The sequence below is a fragment of the Ruminococcus sp. NATIVEDY161 genome, assembly GCF_045819895.1.
GTDB lineage: Bacteria > Bacillota > Clostridia > Oscillospirales > Acutalibacteraceae > Ruminococcoides.
Genome location: NZ_CP162392.1, coordinates 411217 through 433393, shown reverse-complemented (window position 1 = coordinate 433393; position 22177 = coordinate 411217). Strand labels below are relative to the sequence as shown.

20 protein-coding genes are annotated in these 22177 nt (G+C 48.5%); 16 read left to right on the top strand and 4 right to left on the bottom strand.

All coding sequences use genetic code 11. The annotated features are described in order from the left end of the window. The 14 genes from gmk to AB1I50_RS02015 all read left to right on the top strand — a co-directional run bounded on the left by gmk (window position 1) and on the right by AB1I50_RS02015 (window position 15013). Entirely contained in the window at window positions 1-552 is a 552-nt protein-coding gene (gene gmk / locus AB1I50_RS02080) for a guanylate kinase (RefSeq protein ID WP_407724553.1), read from the top strand. 12 nt (window positions 553-564) lie between these two features. Further along, window positions 565-774 carry a DNA-directed RNA polymerase subunit omega gene (rpoZ, locus tag AB1I50_RS02075; protein ID WP_407724552.1) on the top strand — a complete coding sequence of 70 codons (210 nt, stop codon included), beginning with the start codon at window positions 565-567 and terminating at the stop codon, window positions 772-774. After that, window positions 761-3223, top strand: a complete 2463-nt coding sequence (gene priA / locus AB1I50_RS02070; RefSeq protein WP_407724551.1) for a replication restart helicase PriA — start codon at window positions 761-763, stop codon at window positions 3221-3223. The genes rpoZ and priA overlap by 14 nt, the downstream gene beginning before the upstream one ends. 12 nt (window positions 3224-3235) lie before the next feature. Continuing rightward, window positions 3236-3721, top strand: a complete 486-nt coding sequence (gene def / locus AB1I50_RS02065) for a peptide deformylase (protein WP_407724550.1) — start codon at window positions 3236-3238, stop codon at window positions 3719-3721. After that, window positions 3718-4635 carry a methionyl-tRNA formyltransferase gene (gene fmt / locus AB1I50_RS02060; RefSeq protein ID WP_407724549.1) on the top strand — a complete coding sequence of 306 codons (918 nt, stop codon included), beginning with the start codon at window positions 3718-3720 and terminating at the stop codon, window positions 4633-4635. Before def ends, fmt begins: the two co-directional genes overlap by 4 nt. After that, complete coding sequence (locus AB1I50_RS02055; protein ID WP_407724548.1) at window positions 4632-5333, top strand: zinc metallopeptidase; 702 nt, start codon at window positions 4632-4634, stop codon at window positions 5331-5333. Before fmt ends, AB1I50_RS02055 begins: the two co-directional genes overlap by 4 nt. 11 nt (window positions 5334-5344) lie before the next feature. After that, window positions 5345-6676 (top strand): 16S rRNA (cytosine(967)-C(5))-methyltransferase RsmB, encoded by a 1332-nt coding sequence (rsmB, locus tag AB1I50_RS02050; RefSeq protein ID WP_407724547.1) that lies wholly within the window; start codon window positions 5345-5347, stop codon window positions 6674-6676. Window position 6677: 1 nt separating this feature from the next. Beyond that, entirely contained in the window at window positions 6678-7724 is a 1047-nt protein-coding gene (gene rlmN / locus AB1I50_RS02045) for a dual-specificity RNA methyltransferase RlmN (RefSeq protein WP_407724546.1), read from the top strand. Between the two features lies 1 nt (window position 7725). After that, window positions 7726-8451, top strand: coding sequence for a Stp1/IreP family PP2C-type Ser/Thr phosphatase (locus tag AB1I50_RS02040; RefSeq protein ID WP_407724545.1), 726 nt, complete (start codon window positions 7726-7728; stop codon window positions 8449-8451). An 18-nt stretch (window positions 8452-8469) separates the two neighbouring features. Next, the gene (gene pknB / locus AB1I50_RS02035; protein ID WP_407724544.1) at window positions 8470-10545 is read left to right on the top strand and encodes a Stk1 family PASTA domain-containing Ser/Thr kinase; all 2076 of its coding nucleotides are present in this window, start codon (window positions 8470-8472) and stop codon (window positions 10543-10545) included. A 2-nt stretch (window positions 10546-10547) separates the two neighbouring features. After that, window positions 10548-11432, top strand: a complete 885-nt coding sequence (rsgA, locus tag AB1I50_RS02030; RefSeq protein WP_407724543.1) for a ribosome small subunit-dependent GTPase A — start codon at window positions 10548-10550, stop codon at window positions 11430-11432. 1 nt (window position 11433) lies between these two features. Then, a complete protein-coding gene (locus tag AB1I50_RS02025) occupies window positions 11434-12069 on the top strand; it encodes a thiamine diphosphokinase (RefSeq protein WP_407724542.1) in 636 nt (211 codons plus the stop codon). Window positions 12070-12356: 287 nt separating this feature from the next. Next, on the top strand, window positions 12357-13985 hold the full coding sequence (locus AB1I50_RS02020) for a PASTA domain-containing protein (RefSeq protein WP_407724541.1): 1629 nt from the start codon (window positions 12357-12359) through the stop codon (window positions 13983-13985). A 542-nt stretch (window positions 13986-14527) separates the two neighbouring features. Then, the gene (locus tag AB1I50_RS02015; RefSeq protein WP_407724540.1) at window positions 14528-15013 is read left to right on the top strand and encodes a CarD family transcriptional regulator; all 486 of its coding nucleotides are present in this window, start codon (window positions 14528-14530) and stop codon (window positions 15011-15013) included. A gap of 46 nt (window positions 15014-15059) precedes the next feature. Here the strand turns inward: AB1I50_RS02015 and AB1I50_RS02010 are convergent, their stop codons facing one another. From AB1I50_RS02010 to AB1I50_RS02000, 3 genes are all read right to left on the bottom strand, one after another. Continuing rightward, window positions 15060-17207: a Tex family protein gene (locus AB1I50_RS02010; RefSeq protein WP_407724539.1), complete on the bottom strand. Its 2148-nt coding sequence runs from the start codon at window positions 17205-17207 to the stop codon at window positions 15060-15062. A 15-nt stretch (window positions 17208-17222) separates the two neighbouring features. After that, window positions 17223-18428 carry a glycoside hydrolase family 3 protein gene (locus AB1I50_RS02005; RefSeq protein WP_407724538.1) on the bottom strand — a complete coding sequence of 402 codons (1206 nt, stop codon included), beginning with the start codon at window positions 18426-18428 and terminating at the stop codon, window positions 17223-17225. Between the two features lie 78 nt (window positions 18429-18506). After that, window positions 18507-19202 (bottom strand): peptidylprolyl isomerase, encoded by a 696-nt coding sequence (locus AB1I50_RS02000; RefSeq protein ID WP_407724537.1) that lies wholly within the window; start codon window positions 19200-19202, stop codon window positions 18507-18509. A 125-nt stretch (window positions 19203-19327) separates the two neighbouring features. Here AB1I50_RS02000 and AB1I50_RS01995 point away from each other — a divergent pair, with 125 nt between their 5' ends. Further along, on the top strand, window positions 19328-20167 hold the full coding sequence (locus AB1I50_RS01995) for an ABC transporter permease (RefSeq protein WP_407724536.1): 840 nt from the start codon (window positions 19328-19330) through the stop codon (window positions 20165-20167). Window positions 20168-20170: 3 nt separating this feature from the next. After that, the gene (locus AB1I50_RS01990) at window positions 20171-21451 is read left to right on the top strand and encodes an ABC transporter ATP-binding protein (RefSeq protein ID WP_407724535.1); all 1281 of its coding nucleotides are present in this window, start codon (window positions 20171-20173) and stop codon (window positions 21449-21451) included. A gap of 40 nt (window positions 21452-21491) precedes the next feature. Here the strand turns inward: AB1I50_RS01990 and AB1I50_RS01985 are convergent, their stop codons facing one another. Next, the gene (locus tag AB1I50_RS01985) at window positions 21492-22037 is read right to left on the bottom strand and encodes a Maf family protein (protein WP_407724534.1); all 546 of its coding nucleotides are present in this window, start codon (window positions 22035-22037) and stop codon (window positions 21492-21494) included. Between the last annotated feature and the right edge of the window lie 140 nt (window positions 22038-22177).

Genomic DNA, 22177 nt, shown 5'->3' with positions numbered 1-22177 from the left:
ATGGGTAGACTGGTATTGTACTCGGGTTGCTCCGGCGTGGGCAAGGGCACAATATTAAAGGAGCTTATGAGACGCGACGAAAACATCAAGCTGTCCGTCTCAAACACCACAAGAGCTCCGCGTCCCGACGAGGTTGACGGAGTTGACTACAACTTTGTCAGCAAAGAGGAGTTCGAAAAGGTAATTGCCGAGGACGGTTACCTTGAGTACGCCAAGTATTGCGACAACTACTACGGAACGCCCATCAAGCAGGTTAACGATATGCTTACACAGGGCTATAACGTTGTGCTCGAAATCGAGGTTCAGGGCGGACTTCAGGTTATGGAGAACTTCCCGAATATACTGAGCATATTTATTCTTCCTCCGTCGCTCGAGGCACTTGCCGAAAGACTTCGCGGCAGAGGCACCGAGGACGAGGACACCATCAAAAAACGTCTTAAGCAGGCTGAGCACGAGATGAAGTACAAGGACCGCTACAAGCACGTTGTAGTTAACGACAAGCTTGAGGACGCTATCAATGAAATTCACAACATTATCATAAACGGTAAATAAAGGAGAATTACTATGCATAAGGTAAATGTAGACGAGCTTTTTGAGGGCAAGCAGAGCAAGTACGCTCTCGTAGTAGGCGTTTCCAAAAGAGCCAGAGAGATTACTCAGAAGTTCGAGGAAGAGGGCACCGTTACCGAGGATAAGCCCGTGCTCCTCGCGATTGATGAGATTAAAAACCACGACTTAAACATCCTTGAGCCCGACGAAGATGAGCTCGGCTGATAACAGCTCAGTTTTAATTGCAAAAATCGCGATTGAAAACACAGCCTACAGCTTTGACAGGGAGTTTTCCTATTTAATTCCCGAAGGCTTACTTCACGACTGCGCCGCAGGCAAGCGCGTGCTTGTGCCGTTCGGCAGGGGCAACCGCAAGCGTCAGGGTATTATCACCGAGGTTGTACGTGCCGAAAGTACTGAGGATATAAGCTTATACAAAAGCATTATCGCCGTGCTCGACGACGAGCCTGTTTTGAGCGAAGAACTGCTAAAAACCGCACGGTTTATGAAGGAGCACTACTTTTGCACGCTGTATGACGCGGTAAAAACAATGCTCCCTGCAGGCGTAAATTACAGGCTTACCACGGTTTACGGAGTTAAGCAGTCTGACGACGGCTTTGAACTAAGCGACGAGGAGCAAAGGCTTTATAACTACCTTCTTCAAAAAAAGAAGTCCGTAAAGCTTGAAAAAATCCTCGACGACTTCGGACTTGCCGACAGCACCTTGCCCGATAAGCTTGTTGAGATGGGCTTGCTTTATAAGTCCGACGAGGCGTTTCGCAAAATCAACGACGCGGTTATGAAGATGACCGCCGTTAACCAAAACGCCGACCCGTCCGCCTTTAAGCTCACGCCAAAGCAAAGCGAGGTTTACGAGCTGATAAAGCTTTCGGGCGGAGTATCCGTCAAGGAAATCCGCTACTTTACAGGCGTTACCTCGTCCGTAATCGACGCGCTCCAAAAAAAGGGGCTTATCTATTTTTATGACGAGGAAGTTTTCAGGATTGACAGCCGAAAGGCTGACGACTCCGCGCCTGAAATCGAGCTTTCAGCGGAACAGCAGACCGCCTGCGACAACCTTTACGGCGAATATGTTGACATAAAAGCTCATGTAAGTCTGCTCTACGGTGTAACAGGCTCGGGAAAAACGAGCGTGTTTATCAAGCTGATTGAGCGCGTAATCGACCGCGGAGAGGGCATTATAGTAATGGTGCCCGAAATTTCGCTTACTCCGCAGTTTGTATCGCTTTTTTCAAGGCGTTTCGGAGAGAAAATCGCGGTTTTCCACAGCGCGCTGTCGCTTGGTGAAAGGCTCGACGAGTACAAGCGCGTCAAAAAAGGCTTGGCGAATATTGTAATCGGCACGCGCAGTGCGGTTTTCGCGCCGTTTAACAAGGTCGGGCTGATTATTATGGACGAGGAGCAGGAGTACAGCTATAAATCCGAGAATTCTCCGCGCTATCACGCGCGCGAAATCGCGATGTTCCGTTGCGCGCAGAGCGGCGGACTGCTTGTGTTGAGCTCCGCAACTCCGAGCGTCGAGAGCTTTTATTACGCAAAATCAGGCAGATATTCGCTCAACACGCTTACAAAGCGCTACGGCACGGCGGTCCTTCCGACGGTCGTAACGGCGGATATGAACGCCGAGCTTCAAAGCGGAAACGCCACGGGTTTTTCCGACGTGCTTTTGCAAAACATTGAATATAACCTTGAGCACGGCAATCAAAGTATTCTTCTGCTAAACCGCAGGGGACACAATTCGTTTGTCACCTGCACCAAGTGCGGAGACGCTATGACCTGCCCGAACTGCTCAATTTCACTTACATACCACAGCCGTAATAACCGCCTGATGTGCCACTACTGCGGTTATTCGGTGCCGTTTACAGGCGAGTGCGCGACCTGTCACAGCCATTCATTAAGGCTCGGCGGAACAGGCACTCAAAAGGCTGAAAAGGACATAGCAGAGATTTTCCCCGAGGCGCGTATTTTGCGAATGGACACCGACGCGGCTTCGTCAAAATCAGCATATGAAAAGATGATATCAGCCTTTTCAAACGGCGAGTACGACATTTTAGTCGGCACTCAAATGGTGGCAAAGGGACTTGACTTTCCCAACGTAACGCTTGTCGGTGTGCTGAACACCGACCACGCCTTGTACGCTGACGATTACCGAAGCTACGAGCGCGCGTTTTCACTGCTTACACAGGTTGTGGGCAGAAGCGGCAGGGGAGAGCGCAAGGGTATGGCTGTAATTCAGTCCTACACCCCCGATAACTTAATAATTTCCATGGCGGCAAAGCAGGACTACGACACGTTTTTCGATACCGAAATCAAAATCCGCGAGGGTATGCTATATCCGCCGTTTGCCGACATCTGCTTAATCGGATTTGTCGGCGCTGACCAAAACAAGACCTTAAAGGCGGCAAAGGGCTTTCTAAGCGAATTTGCCGAGCTTGCAAAGCGTGAATATCCCACGCTGCCAATCCGCGTGCTCGGGCCGTCGCCGGCGCTTGTTGTTAAGGTCAGCAATAAATACAGATATAAGCTTATTATAAAGTGCAAAAATAACCGTGCGTTCAGGGAGTTTTTATCGCGAGTGCTGATAAGCTTCGGCACAAACCGCGAGTACTCCGACGTGACCGCCTATGCGGATATGAACGCGCTTGTATGTTAGGAAGATGTAAAAATGGCTATCAGAAACATTGTTAAGGACGGCGACCCGATTCTTAAAAAGAAGTGCCGCCCTGTTGAAAAATTCGACAGAAAGCTCGCTGTTTTGCTCGAGGATATGGCAGAGACAATGCGCCTCGCAAACGGCGTAGGACTTGCCGCTCCGCAGGTCGGAATGTTAAGACGTGTTGTTGTAATCGACGTCGGAGAGGGCGTAATCGAGCTCGTAAATCCCGAGATTATCGCCTACAGCGGCGAGCAATGCGGTCTTGAAGGCTGTCTGTCGTTCCCCGGTGAGTGGGGACTTGCCAAGCGCCCGAACTACGTTAAGGTTAGAGCGCAGGACAGAAACGGCGAAGTGTTTGAAATCGAGGGCAGAGAGCTCCTCGCACGCGCGTTCTGCCACGAAATCGACCACCTCAACGGCATTGTTTTCAAGGACGTTGTAGACAGAATGTTATCCGCCGCCGAGATTGAAGAAATGGAAAGTCAAAACAAATGAGAATAGTTTATATGGGTACGCCCGATTTTGCCGTGCCTGCGCTTGAAAAGCTCGTGCAAAGTCCGGATTATACCGTAGCCGCCGTCTTTACCCAGCCGGACAAGCCCAAGGGCAGAAAGATGGTTATGACTCCGCCCGACGTTAAGGTTTGCGCCGAAAAGCTCGGAATTCCTGTTTTTCAGCCAAGCTCTATGAGGTCGGAGGAAGCGTATAATTCGTTAAAAGAACTAAATCCCGATGTAATCGTCGTAGCCGCCTACGGACAAATTTTGCCCAAAGCAGTGCTCGATTTGCCGAAATTCGGCTGCGTTAACATCCATGGCTCATTACTTCCGAAGTACCGCGGAGCCGCGCCGATTCAGCAGAGCGTTCTCGACGGCGAAAAGGTCACGGGAGTTACCACAATGCTGATGGACGTCGGGCTCGACACAGGTGATATCCTGCTTAAAGCCGAGACCGAAATCGGTGAAAACGAAACCGCAGGCGAGCTGTTTGACAGGCTCGCGGTATTAGGCGGAGAGCTGATTGTCGAAACTCTCGACAAGCTCAAAAAGGGCGAAATCACTCCGCAAAAGCAGGACGACAGCCTTGCGACACACACCTCAAAAATCACAAAGGAACTTTGTCCCATAGATTTTAATAAGTCAGCTTATGAAGTGCACAATAAGGTAAGAGGACTCAACCCCTGGCCTGTCGCCGTAACAAAAATCGCCGGCAAGACCGTTAAGGTTTACTCGTCGCGTGTGTCGGATATGAGCGGCGCGGCAGGTACAATTCTCAGCCTTAAACCATTTGTAATAGCCTGCGGCGATAAATCGGTCGAGCTAATCGAAATTCAGCCCCAGGGCAAAAAACGTATGACCGCGCAGGCGTTCCTCGCAGGTCACAAACTGAACATCGGAGATAAATTATGATATTTTACGGATTTGACACCACCTATTTAGTGTTTATTTTACCATGTGTTATCCTGTCGCTTGTCTGCCAAATCGCGGTCAAGTCGACTTTTTCAAAGTATTCCGCAGTCCGCAATTCGCGCAATATGACAGGCGCTCAGGCGGCTGAGTATGTTCTCAGGCAAAACGGCGTTACAGGCGTGCGGATTGAGCACGTCTCAGGCTCGCTGACCGACCACTTTGACCCCAGAACAAACGTAATCCGCCTTTCGGACACGGTCTATAACTCCGCTTCCGTAGCGGCTGTCGGAGTAGCCGCTCACGAGGCAGGCCATGCAGTTCAGCACGCACAAAACTACTTCCCGAACAAGCTCAGGAGCGCAATTCTCCCTGCGGCGCGTTTAGGTTCGTCACTGAGCTGGATTTTCATAATCATCGGCCTTATCTTTTACGCAAAGGTCGGCACGGTTATGCTCTATATCGGAATTATCCTCTTTTCGGCTTCGGTGCTGTTCACGGTTGCAACGCTCCCCGTTGAATTCAACGCTTCAAGCCGAGCCTTAAAAACCTTTAGAGATACAAACCTTTTACCGCCCGAGGAATACGCAGGAGCAAGAAGCGTGCTCAGAGCCGCAGCAATGACCTATGTTGCCTCGGCAATCACCTCGATAATGCAGCTTTTAAGATTGCTCTTTATCGCAGGACGAAGAAGAAACTGACGGAGAATATTATGCCAAACCCGAGAAACACAGCCCTCACGGTACTTCTTAAAATTGAACAGGACAAGGCGTATTCTAACATCGCGCTCAACAACGCGGTAAAGGAGCAGGGGCTTAATTCTCAGGACAGCGCGTTTGTCTCAGCCTTAGTGTACGGAGTATTGGAGCGCAAGCTCTTGCTCGACTACATCATCAAGCAGTACTCTAAAATTCCTTTACGGAAAATTGAGATAAAAACAAAGCTGATTTTACGCTTCGGGATTTTACAGCTTTTGTTTATGGACAAAATCCCCGAGAGCGCCGCGGTTAACGAGAGCGTAAAGCTCGCAAAAAAGCATAAGCTCCAAAAATCCGCAGGCTTTATAAACGGAATTCTCCGCAGTATCACACGTGCAGAGGTAAAGTACACCCTGCCCGATAAAAGCGACAAAGTGTACTATTACAGCATTAAATACTCCGTTCCCAAGCAGCTTGTACAGCTCTGGCTTATTTCTTATGGAGAATTAAATACCGAGGAGCTTCTAAAGAGTCTCAGCGGCAGAGCAAAAATCTGCGCGAGGGTCAACACCTTAAAAACCGACGCTGATACATTAATAAATGAGCTTGCAAAGGATGGAGTAAAAGCCGAAAAATCCGGTCTTTTGGATAACGCGCTGATACTCAGCGGCACAGGCTCAATCGAACGACTTAACGCCTATAAAAACGGACTTTTCCACATTCAGGACTTGTCCTCGCAGCTCTGCGTATATTTTCTGAACCCCAAGCCGAGGGATGTTATGATTGACGTTTGCTCGGCTCCGGGCGGAAAGAGCTTCACCGCCGCGCAGTATATGAACGACAGGGGAAAGCTTTTTGCCTGCGATTTGTACGACCACAAAATCAAGCTTATAGGCAGCGGAGCAAGGCGGCTCGGCATTAACTGCATTGTCGCTTCAATCCGTGACGGTGCAAACGGCGGCAGTCTGCCGCTTGCGGATAAAATCCTCTGCGACGTTCCGTGCAGCGGCTTGGGAATTCTCTCGCGAAAGCCCGAAATTCGCTATAAAGAGGATTTAATCGACAACACCCTGCCTGAGCTCCAGTACAAAATCCTCTGCAACAGCGCAAAAAACCTCGCGGCAGGCGGCAGGCTTGTCTACTCAACCTGCACATTAAACCCTGCCGAGAATAACGAAAACACCGCAAAGTTCCTCAGAGAACACCCGGATTTTGAGGGAGTAAAGCTAAATCTCCCGAACGGCGCAGAGCGTATGACGGACGAAAAAGACTACGAAATCACGCTCTCTCCGCACAAATCGGGCACAGACGGTTTTTACATAGCCGTATTCACAAGGAAGGCATAAAATGAACTCCTCAGTCGATATAAAATCACTGACGTCCGCCGAGCTAAAGGAATTCCTCACCGAAAACGGATTTAAGGCGTTTCGCGCAAAGCAGGTCGAGGATTGGCTCAAAAAGGGCGTTACCACATTCGACGAGATGAAGAACATCCCCTCGGATTTAAAAGAATTTTTAAAAACAAGATGTTACATTTCTGTTGCATATATTGAAAAAAAGCTTAAATCAAGGTATGATAAAACAGTAAAGTACCTTTTTGCGCTTTCCGGCGGAGAATACGTCGAAAGCGTGGTTATGAGCTACAAGCACGGCTGGTCAATGTGCATTTCCACACAGGTCGGCTGTAAAATGGGCTGTACCTTCTGCGCAACCGGCAAAAGCGGTTTTTCGCGCGACTTAACAGCCTCGGAAATGCTCGCCCAGATAGAAGCCGCTCAGCGCGATTTGGATATTCGAATTTCAAATGTGGTGCTGATGGGTATGGGTGAACCGCTCGATAACTTCGACAACGTGGTAAAATTTCTAAACCTCGTCACTTCACAGCAGAGCCTCAACATCGGCGCAAGGCACATAACGCTTTCAACCTGCGGAATTGTTCCGAAAATCTACGAGCTTGCAAAGCTGAAATTGCAGATTAACCTCGCGGTTTCGCTTCACGCTCCGAACGATGAAATCCGCCGTCAGACAATGCCTGTCGCCAAGGCTTATCCTATGGATATGCTGTTAAAGGCGTGCAGGGATTACTTTGATACCACAGGCAGGCGCGTAACCTTTGAGTACGCGCTTATCAGCGGAGTAAACGACAGCGACGAAAACGCTCAGGAGCTTGCAAAAAAGCTAAAGGGGCTTAACTGCCACGTAAATTTAATTCCCGTAAACTCGGTCGAGGGCACGGGCTACAACAAAAGCGACATCAAAAGACAGCAGTCTTTTACAGATATACTTACCAAAAGCGGCACAGCGGCAACGGTAAGACGAACCCTCGGGAGCGACATCAACGCTTCCTGCGGTCAATTAAAAAGAAATCACATTAATAATAAGGAGGATAAATAACTTGGAAGTATTCAGCAAAAGCGATATCGGGCTTGTCCGTACCCAAAATCAGGACGATTTTCGCTTCGGAGTTATTTCTCCAAGCTGTGTATGGGCGGTGGTCTGCGACGGAATGGGCGGCGCAAACGGCGGCAATATTGCCAGCGCAACGGCTACCGAGTACATCAGTACCAAAATTACCGATTTATATAAGGAAGATATGACAAAGGAGCAAATCGGTGAGCTCATGGCGGAAATCGTTATGAACGCCAACTTGCAGGTTTTTGAGCTCGCGTCAAAGGATCCCGAGCTTGCCGGAATGGGCACAACCTGTGAGTTTGTCTTTGTCAAGGACACCACGGTTCACGTTGTCCACGTAGGCGACAGCCGTACATACGCAATCCGCGGCGGAAAAATCAAACAGCTAACCGAGGATCACTCGGTAGTTCAGGAGATGGTAAGGCGCGGAGAGCTCACCTACGACCAGGCGCAGAACCATCCAAATAAGAATTTCATCACCAGAGCGCTGGGCATTAAGCCCTCTGTAAGGCTCGACTACATAGAGGCGAACTTTATTTACGGAGACGTGCTTTTAATTTGCACAGACGGACTTTCAAACTGCGTTTCCACAGGCGATATGGTTAAAATTTGCCACGAAAACCGCGGCGACAGCTTAATCAACAAGCTTGTAGAGTGCGCCAAGGAAGGCGGCGGTCAGGACAACATCACCGCCACCGTAATTTACTGAGAAGGGCAGGCTTAGGTTATGGATAAATATATCGGAAAACGCCTTGACGGCCGTTATGAAATCCACGAGCTTATCGGCGTCGGCGGAATGGCTAACGTTTACCGCTGTAACGACACCGTTGACGACCGTGAAGTCGCAATAAAAATCTTAAAGGACGAGTATCTCAACAACGAGGAATTTATCCGCCGTTTTAAAAACGAGTCAAAGGCTATCGCCATGCTTTCTCACCCCAACATCGTAAAGGTGTACGACGTAAGCTTCGGTGATATGATTCAGTATATCGTAATGGAGTACATCGACGGTATCACTCTTAAGGAGTATATCGAAAGCCAGGGTATTATCGAGTGGAAGGATGTTATCCACCTCACAACCCAGGTTCTTAAGGCGCTCCAGCACGCTCATGAGAGCGGAATTGTCCACCGCGACATCAAGCCGCAGAATATTATGCTGTTGCAGGACGGCACAATCAAAGTTACCGACTTCGGCATCGCGCGCTTCTCCGACAAGGCTACACGCACTATGACCGACCAGGCAATCGGCTCGGTTCACTATATCGCGCCTGAGCAGGCGAGAGGCTCCGCTACCGACGGCAAGTCCGACATCTATTCAGTCGGCGTAATGCTCTACGAAATGCTCACGGGCAGACTGCCCTTCGACGGCGACAGCGCCGTTACCGTAGCGCTTATGCAGTTGCAGTCAACTCCCAAGCGTCCGCGCGAGGTCAACCCCGGAATTCCCATCGGTCTTGAGCAAATCACAATGCGCGCAATGCAAAAGCAGCCCGAGGACCGTTACGCTTCTGCGGCGGAAATGCTCAGCGACCTCGAGCGCTTCAGACTTAATCCGTCAATCGTATTCGATTACGGCAACTCCTTTGTCGATCACCAGCCCACCAAGCACGTGCGCTCAATAAAGGAAGCGGACGAAGGCAATAAGGTTGATAAAAAGAAGGTAACCATGCCCGAGCCCGAGTACGTCTATGAGGAAGAACCTGTTAAGGAGCACAAGCCTATTTTCCACGTGATGAAGGGCGTGCTTATCGCGTCGCTCATAATGGTTCTCGTTTTTGCCGGTATCTCAATTTTCACAGCGCTTAACTCAGGCGAGAACAAGGACGTTGAGGTTCCCGATTATGTTGGCAAAACGCTTGTCGAGGCTAAGGAAAACAACCCCGACAACTTCCAGTTTAATATCAAGAGCAAGTACGACGAGAGCAAAGAGCTCGGCGTAATTCTCGCTCAGGAGCCCGAGGCAAAGTCGATGAAGATCAAGTCCGGCTCGACAATAACACTCACCGTAAACGGCACGGATACCGAAATTGCCGTTCCGTTTGTTCAGAATACAAGCGAAAACGACTCCATCCGCGCTCTTAAGGACAAGAGCCTTATTCCGCAGGTGGTTTACGTTGAAAATTCAAAAACTCCCAAGGGATACGTTATAGATTCGTTCCCGACAGCCGGCGCAAAGGCGACAATCGGCTCGACGGTTTATCTTTACGTTGCCAACGGCGAACGCGCAGGCACTGCGCAGATTCCCGCAATTTTGGGAATGAATTCCGACGAAGCCAAGTCAAAGCTTACCGAGCTTGGTCTGACGGTAGAAACCGTAACCGACGACGAGAGCAAAGAGCCCGAGGGCACAGTAATCAGCTCGTCTCCGCTTCCTTACGGAAAGGTTGAGAAGGGCACTGTAGTTACCCTCACCGTAAGCTCAGGCAAGGGCGATAAGAAAACCGTAGACGTTGTCGTTGAGCTTCCGTCATACGTTTCGGGCTCGCTCCAGATGAACGTTATCATTGACGGCGTAACCGACGGCTCTAAGTCGCAGACCGTTTATCCGTCCGATAGCAGCTCGGTAAAGCTCAGCTTTGAGGGCTCAGGCACGCAGACGGTCGTAATCGAGCTCGACGGTCAGGTTTACCGCGAGTATACCATCGACTTCTCAACCGCATCGGTAACAAACACCGTAGTTCACGATTTTGTTGTTCAGACCGATCCGCCCACCGAGGCGCCCACCGAGCCGCAAACCGAGGCAACCCAGTATACTCCCGAGACTCAGCCGGAAACCTACGCGGTCAATAACGGATTACAATAATAATGCAAAAACTACAGGGAATTTTAATGAAATCCATCGGCGGATTTTACTACGTCCGCAGTGAGGATAAAGAATATGAATGTAAAGCAAGGGGAAGCTTCCGCAAAAAAGGGAGCTCCCCTGTTGCAGGCGACAGGGTTGAAATCTCCGTCCCCGACGAAGGTTATTGCGCCATTGAGCAAATTCTTCCGCGCAAAAACAAGCTTAAGCGCCCTGCGCTTGCAAACATCGACGCGCTCGTAATCGTCTGCTCAACGGTCGATCCTCAGCCGAACTTTACCGTAATCGACAAAATGACCGCCGCGGCGGTTAATAACGGTATGACTCCCGTGCTCGCCGTGTCGAAAAACGACATCAAAAACGGCGACGAGGTCTGCGAGATTTACCGCAAAAGCGGAATAAAAGTCTTTCAGTGCTCGCCCGATGACAAGTCCGAGACCGACGCCTTGAGGGATTACCTAAAGGGCAAGGTTTCCGCCTTTACGGGCAATAGCGGAGTCGGAAAGTCAACTCTGCTCAATATGCTTTTTCCGTCGCTGGAGCTTGCAACAGGGCAAATCAGCGAAAAGCTCGGCAGAGGCAGACACACCACGCGAGTTGTCGAGCTCTTTGAGCTTGACGGCTGTTTTGTAGCAGATACCCCGGGATTTTCCACGGTGGATTTACAGCGCTACGAAATGATTGACAAGGAACAGCTTCAGTACTGTTTCCCCGAATTTGAAAAATACCTTGGACAGTGCCGATTTACTTCCTGCGCCCACACCTGCGAGAAGGGCTGCAAAATTCTCGAAGCGGTGCAAAACGGCGAAATTGCCGAATCGCGCCACAAAAGCTATGTGCAGATGTACAACGAGGTTAAGGATATTAAGCACTGGCAGTTAAAGTGATATGAATTGTTTAATTATTGCGGGCTCTCCCGATTGTGACGTAGAGCTTATCAGGGATGAAGCCCTGAGCTGCGATTTACTGATTTGCGCCGACAGGGGATATTCCCACGCAAAGCGCGCAGGCGTTATACCCGACATCGTAATCGGTGACTTTGATTCCTGCCGTGATGAAGTAGCAGGGGATTTTGAAACCGTTAAGCTCAACACCGACAAGGACTTTACCGATACCCTCGTCTGCGCCGAAAAAGCGCTTGAATACGGCTGTAAGGAAATTACAATCCTAAGCGCGCTCGGCGGAAGGCTCGACCATACGCTCGCAAATTTTTATTTGCTTAGCTTTATTAACAGCAAAGGCGGCAGAGCAGTACTGCTCTCCGCAAAAGAGCGGATTGAGTTAATGCCAAAGGGTACATTTTGGTTTGACGATTTAAAGGGCTTAACCTTTTCGCTGTTCCCGTTCGGCTGCGAAAGCGCCGTGTTGTCCGTAAAGGGAGCGCAGTATGAGCTTGATGAGTACACGCTGAAAAGCGAAGTGCCTATCGGCGTTTCAAACGTATTCAGCTCAGAGCGCTGCGAAATCAAAGTAAGCTCAGGCGCGGTTATCATAATAATCAATCAAAATAATGATTTTTTGTAATCCGCAAAGGTAACAAAATCAATACCGTTTCAACACCACATCATCTTGTGGAAAATGCGTTTTTTTATGAATAATCATCAAAATATCACCTTTGTTTATGTAAGTGTTGACCGACAAAGGTTATCTGTCAATAACAAAACTGTAATTATAATGACACTTAATAATCTTGAAAAGAATAATAAGTGTGTGCTATAATTCTTTACAGAAATAATAGAAGTTTGAATATAGAAGTTTGAAAATTCTTTTGAAGAATAATAATTTGGAGTGAGCATAGTATGTCATTGTGTATGGGATGTATGCAGGAAAAGGGCGACCAAACCGTTTGCCCGTACTGCGGTTTTGACAATTCCGAAAAGCAACAGGCGCCGTTTTTGCCGTATGGCACAGTGTTAATGAACCGCTACATTGTAGGCACGGGAATTGACAACAACGGCGAGTGCACACGTTACCTCTGCTACGACAAACAGACAAGCGAGGTTTTGATTGTCTGCGAGTTTCTGCCTATCGGCTTAATCAGCAGGGGCGAGGGTGAAAAAAATGTAAAGGTTAATTACGAAAACCGCCTTAACTACAACAAGCTTAAGGACGATTTTGTAAATTATTATAAAATTCTTTCCGAGTTAAGAGAGCTCTCGGCTCTGCTTAACGTTCACAATATTTTTGAAGAGAACAACACAGCCTATGTTATCGAGGAGAACGAGGACTTAATTCCGTTTGAGGAATACGTTCAGCGCAGCAACGGCAGTCTTGAGTGGGATATCGCCAGACCGCTGTTTATGCCGGTTATCTCCGCGTTGGAGGCTTTACATAAAAGGGGAGTAGGCCACTACGCAATCTCTCCCAAAAATATGTTCATAACAGCTTCGGGCAAAATCAAAATCAGCGGCTTCGCTACCGAAAACGAGCGCAAACGCGGCACTCCGCTTAAGTCTCAGCTTTTCTCAGGCGCGGCGGCTCCCGAGCAGTACGAACGCAATTTTCCGCTTGACGATATCACCGATATCTACGGCTTCTGCGCAACTCTGTTCTTCGCTCTGACAGGCAATATGCCCAAGAGCGCTCCCGAAAGGCTTAAGGACAGCCGTCTTTTGATGAGCACCAATACCGTCAAGAGGCTTCCGCCTCACGTTGTATCGGCTCTCGCAAACGGCCTGCAGGTTGAGCGTGAAAATCGTATAACCGACTTTGACGAGCTCCGCTCACAGCTTTCGGTTGCCCATACAGCAAAGGCAATTCAGGACGAAATCTCGCGCACAGCGAGTATGAATATTTCAAAGAACGCCGACGGCAAGAAGAACAAAAACGGAATGTCACCGACGACAATCTTTATTATATCGGCGGTTATCACCGCGGTGCTTCTCGGCATTATCTTCTGGCTGTTGATGGTCAACGGCTGTAACCCTGCCAAGAGCCTTTTCGGCGGCGATACAAGCGCGACGGTCGAATCCACCGTGAGTACCGAGTGGACAGGCCCGACAATCCCCAGCTACCTCGGCAAAACCTATGATGATGTAATTAAGGAGACCGAAGGTCAGACGAACGTAACAATCCTTCGCAACTACACCGACGAGTACAGCGAGGAATATAAAGAGGGCACTGTAATGGCTCAGAGCCCCGAGGCAGGCTCAAGGGTAACCCAAGAGGATAACATCATCATCAGCCTAACCATCAGCAAGGGTAAAAAGATGCGCGAGCTACCGGCTGTTGAAGGACTTACCCTCGACCAGGCGGCTGCCGCAATTGGCGAGCAGGGCTTGCTTGCGACAGGCGAGTACCAGTACAGCGACAAGTACGCCGAGGGCAGAGTAATCGGCTATAAGAGCCAGCAAAAGGGCGATACCGTTGAGTACGGCACTAACGTTATATTGATTGTCAGCAAGGGAACCGAACCCCACGACAGCAGTAATAACAACTGATAAAATATAGGCAACACCGCACAATTCAAGGCGCACGGCTTGCTTGAATATTATTCCGTCAGCTTGCCCAAAAAATCTCGGCAAGGCGTCAGCCTTACCTTGATTTATTTGTACAACCTGACGAAAAATCTTGCTGCGCAATCCGCACACCTGAATTATGCGGTATTGCCTATAAAATTTTAACGGCGGATAAATTCCGCCGTTATTTTTTACGTATATTTTAGAAATGTTGCATTTGCAACTGAACTAATCGTATTATTGGTGTATAATATAGTCAAGATAAGAGATTATCTGTTAATACGCTATTCCTTCTATAACCCAATATACCCCCTAAAACAACCGAGGAATCCTCGGTTGTTTTTCTTTGTACGCCAAACGTCTGTATACATTTGCGCCAAGCTGTTAATTACTTGCAATCGGCGGAAATATAGCTGTTTATGCACATTTTTTTACTATGTATGTTTAGTGATTTTGCCTATGTCATTTTATGACGAAATATGCTATAATAATGTAGTAAAAATCTGATGTTTGGGGGATATAAAATGTTCAGCGTAGGGCAAAATGTACTGTACGGTACAAACGGTGTTTGCGTTGTAAACGACATTACCGAAAAAAAGGTCGGTAAGGTCTCTATGGAGTATTATGTACTTAAACCGCTTGATACTAATTTTTCAACTCTCTTTGTTCCGACAAAGAACGAGGCGCTTGTCAAAAAAATCCGCGGCGTTATGACTAAAGATATGATAAACGGAGTTTTGTCAAAGCTTCCCGAGCCCGGCGAGTGGAACGACAACAAGCAGGAGCGCAGTGAGCAGTTCAAGGCGGTTATCTCAAACGGCGATTTTACCGAGCTTATCAGGATGATAAGGCTTATATATAAACATTCCGATGAGCTTTCGGAGCTCGGCAGACACCTTCATATGTCTGACGAACGGCTCTTAAAGGAAGCCGAAAAAATGGTGACTGAGGAGATTGAATTTGTCCTTGACGTCGATAAACAGCAGGCTATCGAAATGATTTTGAAATAAAAAATATGCGCTGACGTTGCTTGCGTCAGCGCTTTTGCTTTATCTGTTAACCTTTCATAGTCAGCGAAATGCGGTTTTTCTTAACGTCAACCGAGAGAATTTTAACATTCACAATGTCCCCGACCTTTAGCACCTCAGACGGATGCTTGATGTACCTGTCGCAGATTTGCGAGATGTGCACAAGTCCGTCCTGATGAACGCCGATATCAACAAACGCTCCAAAGTCGATAACGTTGCGCACAGTGCCCTTAAGCTCCATACCTTCCTTGAGGTCTTTAATGTCGAGCACGTCCGAGCGGAGCATCGGCTTGGGCATTTCGTCACGCGGATCGCGCCCGGGCTTTGAAAGCTCCTTCACGATGTCGTCAAGCGTCGGCAGTCCTACGCCGAGTTTTTCTGCGAGTTTTTTTGTACCGCTCTGCTTAACGCGCTGTGCAATGTCGGTGAATTTAGCTGATTTTATTTCTTTATCAGAATAATCGACGAGCTTCAAAAGCTCCTTCGCCGTGGCGTAGCTTTCGGGGTGAACGCCTGTGTTGTCGAGCGGATTGCGGCTCTCGGGTACTCTCAAAAAGCCTGCGCACTGCTCAAACGCCTTCGGACCGAGCTTGGGAACTTTCTTTAATTCCGCACGGGAATTAAACGCTCCGTTTTCCTCGCGGTAAGCGACAATGTTTTTGCACACCGTCGAGTTAAGTCCCGACACTCTCAAAAGCAGGGCAGGGGAGGCGGTGTTCAAATCAGCGCCGACGGAGTTTACGCAGTCCTCAACAACGCCGTCGAGCGTTTCACCGAGCCGTTTTTGCGGCATATCGTGCTGGTACTGACCAACGCCGATTGCCTTCGGCTCAATCTTTACAAGCTCCGCGAGGGGATCTTGAAGCCTTCTTGCGATTGAAACAGCGCTCCTTAAGGTAAGGTCAAGCTCGGGCAGCTCGGTAGCCGCAAGCTTTGAAGCCGAGTAAACCGACGCGCCTGCCTCGCTGACTACCATATAGTAAACCGTGTGGTCTGCCTCTTTGATCGCGTCTGCGGCGAACATCTCGGTCTCCTTGCTCGCAGTGCCGTTGCCGATAGAAATTATATCAACGTTATGCTTCTTGATCAGTTCAAGGAGCTTTCTTTTTGACTGGGCAATTTTCTGCTCCGAGTGGGTGGGGTAGATAACCGCAGTGTCGAGTACCTTGCCCGTGCCGTCAACAACCGCGACCTTACAGCCGGTGCGGTAGCCCGGGTCGAGTCCGAGCACGGTTTTGCCCTTAACAGGCGGCTGCATAAGGAGCTGTTTTAGGTTCAGCGCAAACACCTTAATCGCGTTTTCGTCAGCGGTTTCGGTAAGCTCAGAGCGGATTTCGCGCTCGATTGAGGGGAAGATAAGCCTTGTGTAGGCGTCCTCGCCTGCGGCTCTGAGTATATCCGAGCACAGCGGATTTGTTCCCTTGTCAAGAGCGCGGTTGATAACGCCGAGCGGCTGTTCGCTGTCAAGGTCAATGCTTACCTTCAAAAATCCTTCTTTTTCGCCCCTGTTAAGCGCCAAAACGCGGTGGCCTGCAATCTTCTTAACAGGCTCGCTGTAGTCGTAGTAGTTGGTGTAAACGCTGTCCTGTTCCTCGTCGGCGGCAACCGACTTAACTGAACCGCTGTTCCTGAAAATCACGCGCAGGCGCTTGCGGATTTCCGCGCTGTCGGAAAGCTGCTCCGCGATAATGTCCATCGCGCCGTTAATCGCGTCCTGAGCGGTGGGAACTTCCTTTTCCTCGTCGACAAACTGCTCTGCGTATTCGGTAGGATTAAAGCCCTTTTCCTGCTTGATAATCCCAAGCGCGAGCGGTTCAAGTCCGCGCTGCTTTGCAACAGAAGCCCTGGTCTTTCTCTTGGGCTTGTACGGACGGTAAATATCCTCGAGCTCGCTTAAGGTCTGCGCCTTGTCAAGAGCCGAGTTGATGTCGTCGGTCAGCTTTTCCTGAGCTTCAATCAGTCCGCGGATTTCCTCTCTGCGCTTGTCGAGACCGCGCAGGTAGTTAAGCTTATCGCTGAATTCGCGGATGAGCTGGTCGTCCATAGAGCCGTGCATTTCCTTGCGGTAACGCGCGATAAACGGAATTGTGTTTCCGTCGTCGAGCAGGGTAATGATGTTCTGCGCGTACTCCTCTTTGATGTTAAACTGCTGTGATAATATGCTTGAATATTCCATTTTTTCTCCTTAAAATTAAAAGCCTAAAATTCCGAGGTCTTGCTTCCATTTCAGTATTCTTACAACCGACTGGTCGATTTGTTCAATAGGGATTTCGCCCTTGTTAACCGCGTCGATAACCGCTTGATAGCCGTCAATCGAGGTCGAACAGAGCATATCGTTTCCGCCCTTGACCGCGAGCACCGCAGGGCTTTGTTCGCCTGCAATATTCTTAACCGCGTCCATATTAAGGTCGTCGGTGATTATAACGCCCTTGAAGTTCAAATCCTTCCTGATTACCGTGTGAACCTTGTCGGAAAGCGAGGCAGGGTACTGCGGATCAATCGCTGTAATTACGTTGTGCGATACCATAACCGCGCCTGCTCCTGCCTTAATTCCCGCCTCAAACGGCAAAAAGTCATTTGAAGCAAGCTCCGCGTAGCTCCTGCTGTCGGTTGCCGAGCCGGTGTGGGTATCGGCATTGTCGCCGTAGCCCGGGAAGTGCTTCAGCACGCAGCCAAGCTTTTTTGAATTGTACGCTTCAACGGTTTTTGTGATGAATTCGCTGACGTCCTTTGCGTTATCGGCATAGGAACGGTCGTACATAAACGAGTCCTTATTCTTCGTTATATCGCAAACGGGAGCGAGGTTAACGTTGATTCCGAGCGATAAAAGCAAATCTGCCTTGTCGTTTTCCGCCTTAACCGCCGCGTCAACTCCGCCTTTCAGGCTGTATTCCTTCGGTGATAAAAAAGGCGAGGGGTAGAGCTTAGGGTTAGAGCTTACGCGCACAACCGTTCCGCCTTCCTCGTCGGCGCCCACGAGCATAGAGTATTTCGACTCGCTCTGAAAGCCCTGAATAACGGCTTTAAGCTCCTCTGCCGTTTTGCCGTCAACATCCTTTCCGAACAGGATATATCCGCCGAGGTTATACTGCTTTGCGGTTTCTGCCGCGTTTTCGTCGGGTAAGGCGACAAAAAACATCTGACCGACCTTTTCCTGCAAGGTCATATTCGCAACCTTTTCCTGCAAGAGCTCGTAGCTCGGCTCAGTAGGTTCGGTTTCGACAGACTCGGTATGTACAGCGGAAGTAGCGTCCTGCTTTTGCACATCGTTCATAACCGCGATGGCTTCATCCGGCGTGCTGACTTCCGCTGAACTTTCAGCGCTTTGTCCGCACGCTGTAAGCGACGCGAGCATAAACAAGGCGAGTATCAGCGATATAAATTTTGTTTTATTCATAAAATTCACTTCCGAATATATAAAGGGTTGACTCTTTTCTATACTCAGAGCCAACCCCTAAAATTCTAAAAAAGAATATTAACCGTTGATAACGATTTTTTCAATAACAGGCTGATTAGCCTTGGGAATAGTACCGTTGTTGTCGGTGGGCTTAGCGTCCTTAGCGATTTTGTCTACCACTGTCATACCCTTTGTAACAACGCCGAAGCCTGCGTACTGACCGTCGAGGAAGTTGCTGTCCTCCTGAACGATAAAGAACTGAGAGCTTGCACTGTTAAAGTCCTGCGAACGCGCCATTGAAATTACACCGCGAACGTGCTTAAGAGTGTTATTAACGCCGTTTGCCGAAAACTCGCCCTTAATCTTTTTATCATTACCGCCTGTGCCGTTGCCGAGCGGATCGCCGCCCTGAATCATAAAGCCCTCCAAAATTCTGTGGAAGGTAAGGCCGTCGTAAAACTTGTTGTTAACCAGAGTTTTGAAGTTCTCAACGGTCTCGGGAGCAACGTCGGGTAGAAGTGCAAACTCGATATCGCCGTAATCCTTAACGGTGATTGTGCCCTTTACGGCGTTGTCGGGAATTTTTACGTCGCCTGCGTAAGCGTCGCCCTTGGTCGACTTAGGTGAAGCCGAAATTGCCGACGACTTTGATGACGACGATGATGAAGAATCGGTATTTTTCTTCTGTCCGCAGCCTGTGAGCATTACCGCCGAAAAAGCGAGCAATACCGCAAGCACAAGACCTGTGGTTTTAATTGCGATAGATTTTATCATAATAACATCCTTTCTTAAATCCGCAACATCTATTTTATCATTAATTTAAAAACAAATCAACCTATTTGACACAAAATTATTAATATGATAGAATTCTTAATAGTATAAATACGGAAGTGATATGTGTGAACGACGAAATCACATATGTAAGCTCTAAACAGAAATGGTTTAGCGTAAATTTAAAAGAGATTTGGAAGTACCGCGACCTGATAATTTTGTTTGTTAAGCGCGACCTTACCACAAACTACAAGCAGACCGTGCTCGGTCCGTTGTGGATTATAATTAATCCGCTGTTGTCCACCACGGTTTTTACCGTAATTTTCGGCGTAATCGCAGGTATTCCGACCGACGGCACACCGCAGTTTTTGTTCTATATGTCGGGCAACATCCTGTGGAACTTTTTTTCGAGCTGCTTAAACCGCGCGTCGGGAACGTTTCTGGGCAACGCAAGGCTGTTCGGCAAGGTGTATTTTCCACGGCTTGTAATGCCGATTTCGGGCATACTTTATAACCTGATAAACTTTATGCTCCAAACGGCTGTCTACGTAATTCTCGTAATCGTCTACTCGCTGATCGGCGCGAATGTCCACCCGAATTTGCTGATAATTCTTGCGCCCTTTTTGGTGTTGCAAACAGCGCTTCTCGGCACGGGAATGGGACTTATAATCTCGTCAATCACAACCAAATACAGGGATTTAAACGTACTTGTAAGCTTCGGCGTGTCGCTTTTAATGTACATCACGCCTGTGGTTTATCCGATTTCAAGAGTGCCTGAAAACTTTCGCTGGCTTATGCTCCTAAATCCCGTCGCTCCGATTGTAGAAACATACCGCTGCGCGTTTTTGGGAAGCGGCAGCTTTGAAGGGCAGTTTTTGCTCATAAGCCTTGCCGTAACGCTTGCGCTGCTGTTTTGGGGAGTAATTGTGTTTAACAAGGTAGAAAAGAACTTTATTGATACGGTGTAATTTATGATAGAGCTGAAAGAAAATTGTGTTATTAAAACCGAACATCTTTCAAAGGAATACCGCCTCGGCGCAATCGGCTCGGGAACGCTCAGACGCGATTTGCAAAGCTGGTACGCCAAACGCAGAGGAAGGGAAGATCCCAATTCGATTATCGGCAGACCTGAGTATGAAAAGGGCGATACCTTTTTGGCGCTTAATGACGTCAATATCGAGGTAAAAAGGGGAGAGCGCGTCGGCATTATCGGCGTTAACGGCGCAGGAAAATCTACCCTGCTCAAGCTTTTGTCGAGGGTAACTTCCCCCAGCGACGGCGACTTTGCCTACAGGGGAAGAATCGCCAGTATGCTCGAGGTCGGCACAGGCTTCCACGCCGAGCTGACAGGCAGGGAGAACATCTACCTCAACGGCGCAATTCTCGGTATGAACAGGGCTGAGGTCAGCAAAAAGATTGACCAAATCATTGAGTTTTCCGAGTGCGAAAAATTCATTGATACCCCCGTAAAGCGCTACTCCAGCGGAATGTTCGTAAAGCTTGCGTTCTCGGTAGCCGCACACCTCGACGCCGAGATTATGATAATGGACGAGGTGCTCGCGGTAGGCGATATGCGCTTTCAGAAAAAGTGCCTTAAAAAAATGCGCCAGCTTGCCGAGGAAGAGGACAGAACCGTGCTCTATGTCTCGCACAATATGGGCACAATTCAGGAGCTTTGCAACCGCTGTATCGTGCTCGACCACGGCAAGGTTATTTTTGACGGCGAGGTTGACGAGGCTATTAAGTGCTACCTCGGCGGAGAAAACGACGAGTTTTACTCCGTTGAGTATACCGACAACAAGTTTAAGGACAACGTAAATGTCAAAACGCTTAACCTCGAAAAGGTCAAGTACAACGGCAGAACCTCAAATATATTTTATCCCGGTGAGGAAATGCTCCTTGAGCTCGATTGGAAAAATTTGTCGGATATTGATAATCTAAGCCTTAGAATTGAGGTTTACGACTACCGCCGTTACCCGATAACCGCATTTTTGGTTGACAATGTGTACAGCGGAAAGAAGGATGAAAACGGAAATATCCGCTTAAAGCTCAATATTGAGCAGCTTGCGCAGGGTGTGTATTATACGCGGTATATTTTCATGCAAAGGTTAAAGCCCGACTCCGAGCCCGAAACCGTTGAAGCCGCCGCAGGTCTTGTATTCAGAAAAACAAGGCGGACTGTCGGTGAGCAGATGTGGAAAAAGTCTTGGGGAAGCGTAATTATGGGCGAAGCAGAAGTAATAGATAATTAAAAACTTAGTAGGGTTCGGTCAAGACTGAACCCTACAATTTTTATCTGTAAAGTTTTCTTTTAAGTTCCGCAACCGGCAGGCCGACAACGTTAAAATAATCTCCTCTGATTTGCTTAATCAGCACGCCGCCCTTGCCCTGAATACCGTAGGCGCCTGCCTTGTCCATCGGCTCGCCTGTCTCAACATAATCGCGGATTTCCGTTTCGCTGAGCTTGTAAAACTCAACCTCAGTCACCTTCGAAAAGCTAATCGGTTCACCCTTGCCGTAAATCGCGCAGCCGGTAATAACCCTGTGCGTTTTGCCCGAGAGCATTTTGAGAATTTCTACAGCGGCTTTCTCGGATTTCGGCTTTCCTATCATCTGATTATCGACAAACACACCGGTGTCACAGCCGATAACAATGTCGTCGGGGTGAAGCTTATAGACCGCCTCAGCCTTTTGACGCGCTAAAAATTCGGGGATGTCGTATAAATTTACATTACCGTCAATAGTCTCGTCAATGTTGGCAGGTATAATCTTAAAGCTGTCGCAGATAAGGCTCAAAAGCTCTTTTCTGCGCGGAGAAGCGGAAGCTAAAATAATCATTTTATTACCTCATTTCTACATATATTTTACTACAGAAAGGTTTGGTTGTAAATAATTTTTTAAATTACCCTTGACAATAGCGTATAACGGTGTTATAATAAACCTACCAAACACGTAGGAATAATAAGCAATACAGAAAA

Coding starts and splice junctions, on each gene's coding strand:
- gmk (WP_407724553.1), top strand. CDS start 1: ATGGGTAGACTGGTATTGTACTCGGGTTGCTCCGGCGTGGGCAAGGGC.
- rpoZ (WP_407724552.1), top strand. CDS start 565: ATGCATAAGGTAAATGTAGACGAGCTTTTTGAGGGCAAGCAGAGCAAG.
- priA (WP_407724551.1), top strand. CDS start 761: ATGAGCTCGGCTGATAACAGCTCAGTTTTAATTGCAAAAATCGCGATT.
- def (WP_407724550.1), top strand. CDS start 3,236: ATGGCTATCAGAAACATTGTTAAGGACGGCGACCCGATTCTTAAAAAG.
- fmt (WP_407724549.1), top strand. CDS start 3,718: ATGAGAATAGTTTATATGGGTACGCCCGATTTTGCCGTGCCTGCGCTT.
- AB1I50_RS02055 (WP_407724548.1), top strand. CDS start 4,632: ATGATATTTTACGGATTTGACACCACCTATTTAGTGTTTATTTTACCA.
- rsmB (WP_407724547.1), top strand. CDS start 5,345: ATGCCAAACCCGAGAAACACAGCCCTCACGGTACTTCTTAAAATTGAA.
- rlmN (WP_407724546.1), top strand. CDS start 6,678: ATGAACTCCTCAGTCGATATAAAATCACTGACGTCCGCCGAGCTAAAG.
- pknB (WP_407724544.1), top strand. CDS start 8,470: ATGGATAAATATATCGGAAAACGCCTTGACGGCCGTTATGAAATCCAC.
- rsgA (WP_407724543.1), top strand. CDS start 10,548: ATGCAAAAACTACAGGGAATTTTAATGAAATCCATCGGCGGATTTTAC.
- AB1I50_RS02025 (WP_407724542.1), top strand. CDS start 11,434: ATGAATTGTTTAATTATTGCGGGCTCTCCCGATTGTGACGTAGAGCTT.
- AB1I50_RS02020 (WP_407724541.1), top strand. CDS start 12,357: ATGGGATGTATGCAGGAAAAGGGCGACCAAACCGTTTGCCCGTACTGC.
- AB1I50_RS02015 (WP_407724540.1), top strand. CDS start 14,528: ATGTTCAGCGTAGGGCAAAATGTACTGTACGGTACAAACGGTGTTTGC.
- AB1I50_RS02010 (WP_407724539.1), bottom strand. CDS start 17,207: ATGGAATATTCAAGCATATTATCACAGCAGTTTAACATCAAAGAGGAG.
- AB1I50_RS02005 (WP_407724538.1), bottom strand. CDS start 18,428: ATGAATAAAACAAAATTTATATCGCTGATACTCGCCTTGTTTATGCTC.
- AB1I50_RS02000 (WP_407724537.1), bottom strand. CDS start 19,202: ATGATAAAATCTATCGCAATTAAAACCACAGGTCTTGTGCTTGCGGTA.
- AB1I50_RS01990 (WP_407724535.1), top strand. CDS start 20,171: ATGATAGAGCTGAAAGAAAATTGTGTTATTAAAACCGAACATCTTTCA.
- AB1I50_RS01985 (WP_407724534.1), bottom strand. CDS start 22,037: ATGATTATTTTAGCTTCCGCTTCTCCGCGCAGAAAAGAGCTTTTGAGC.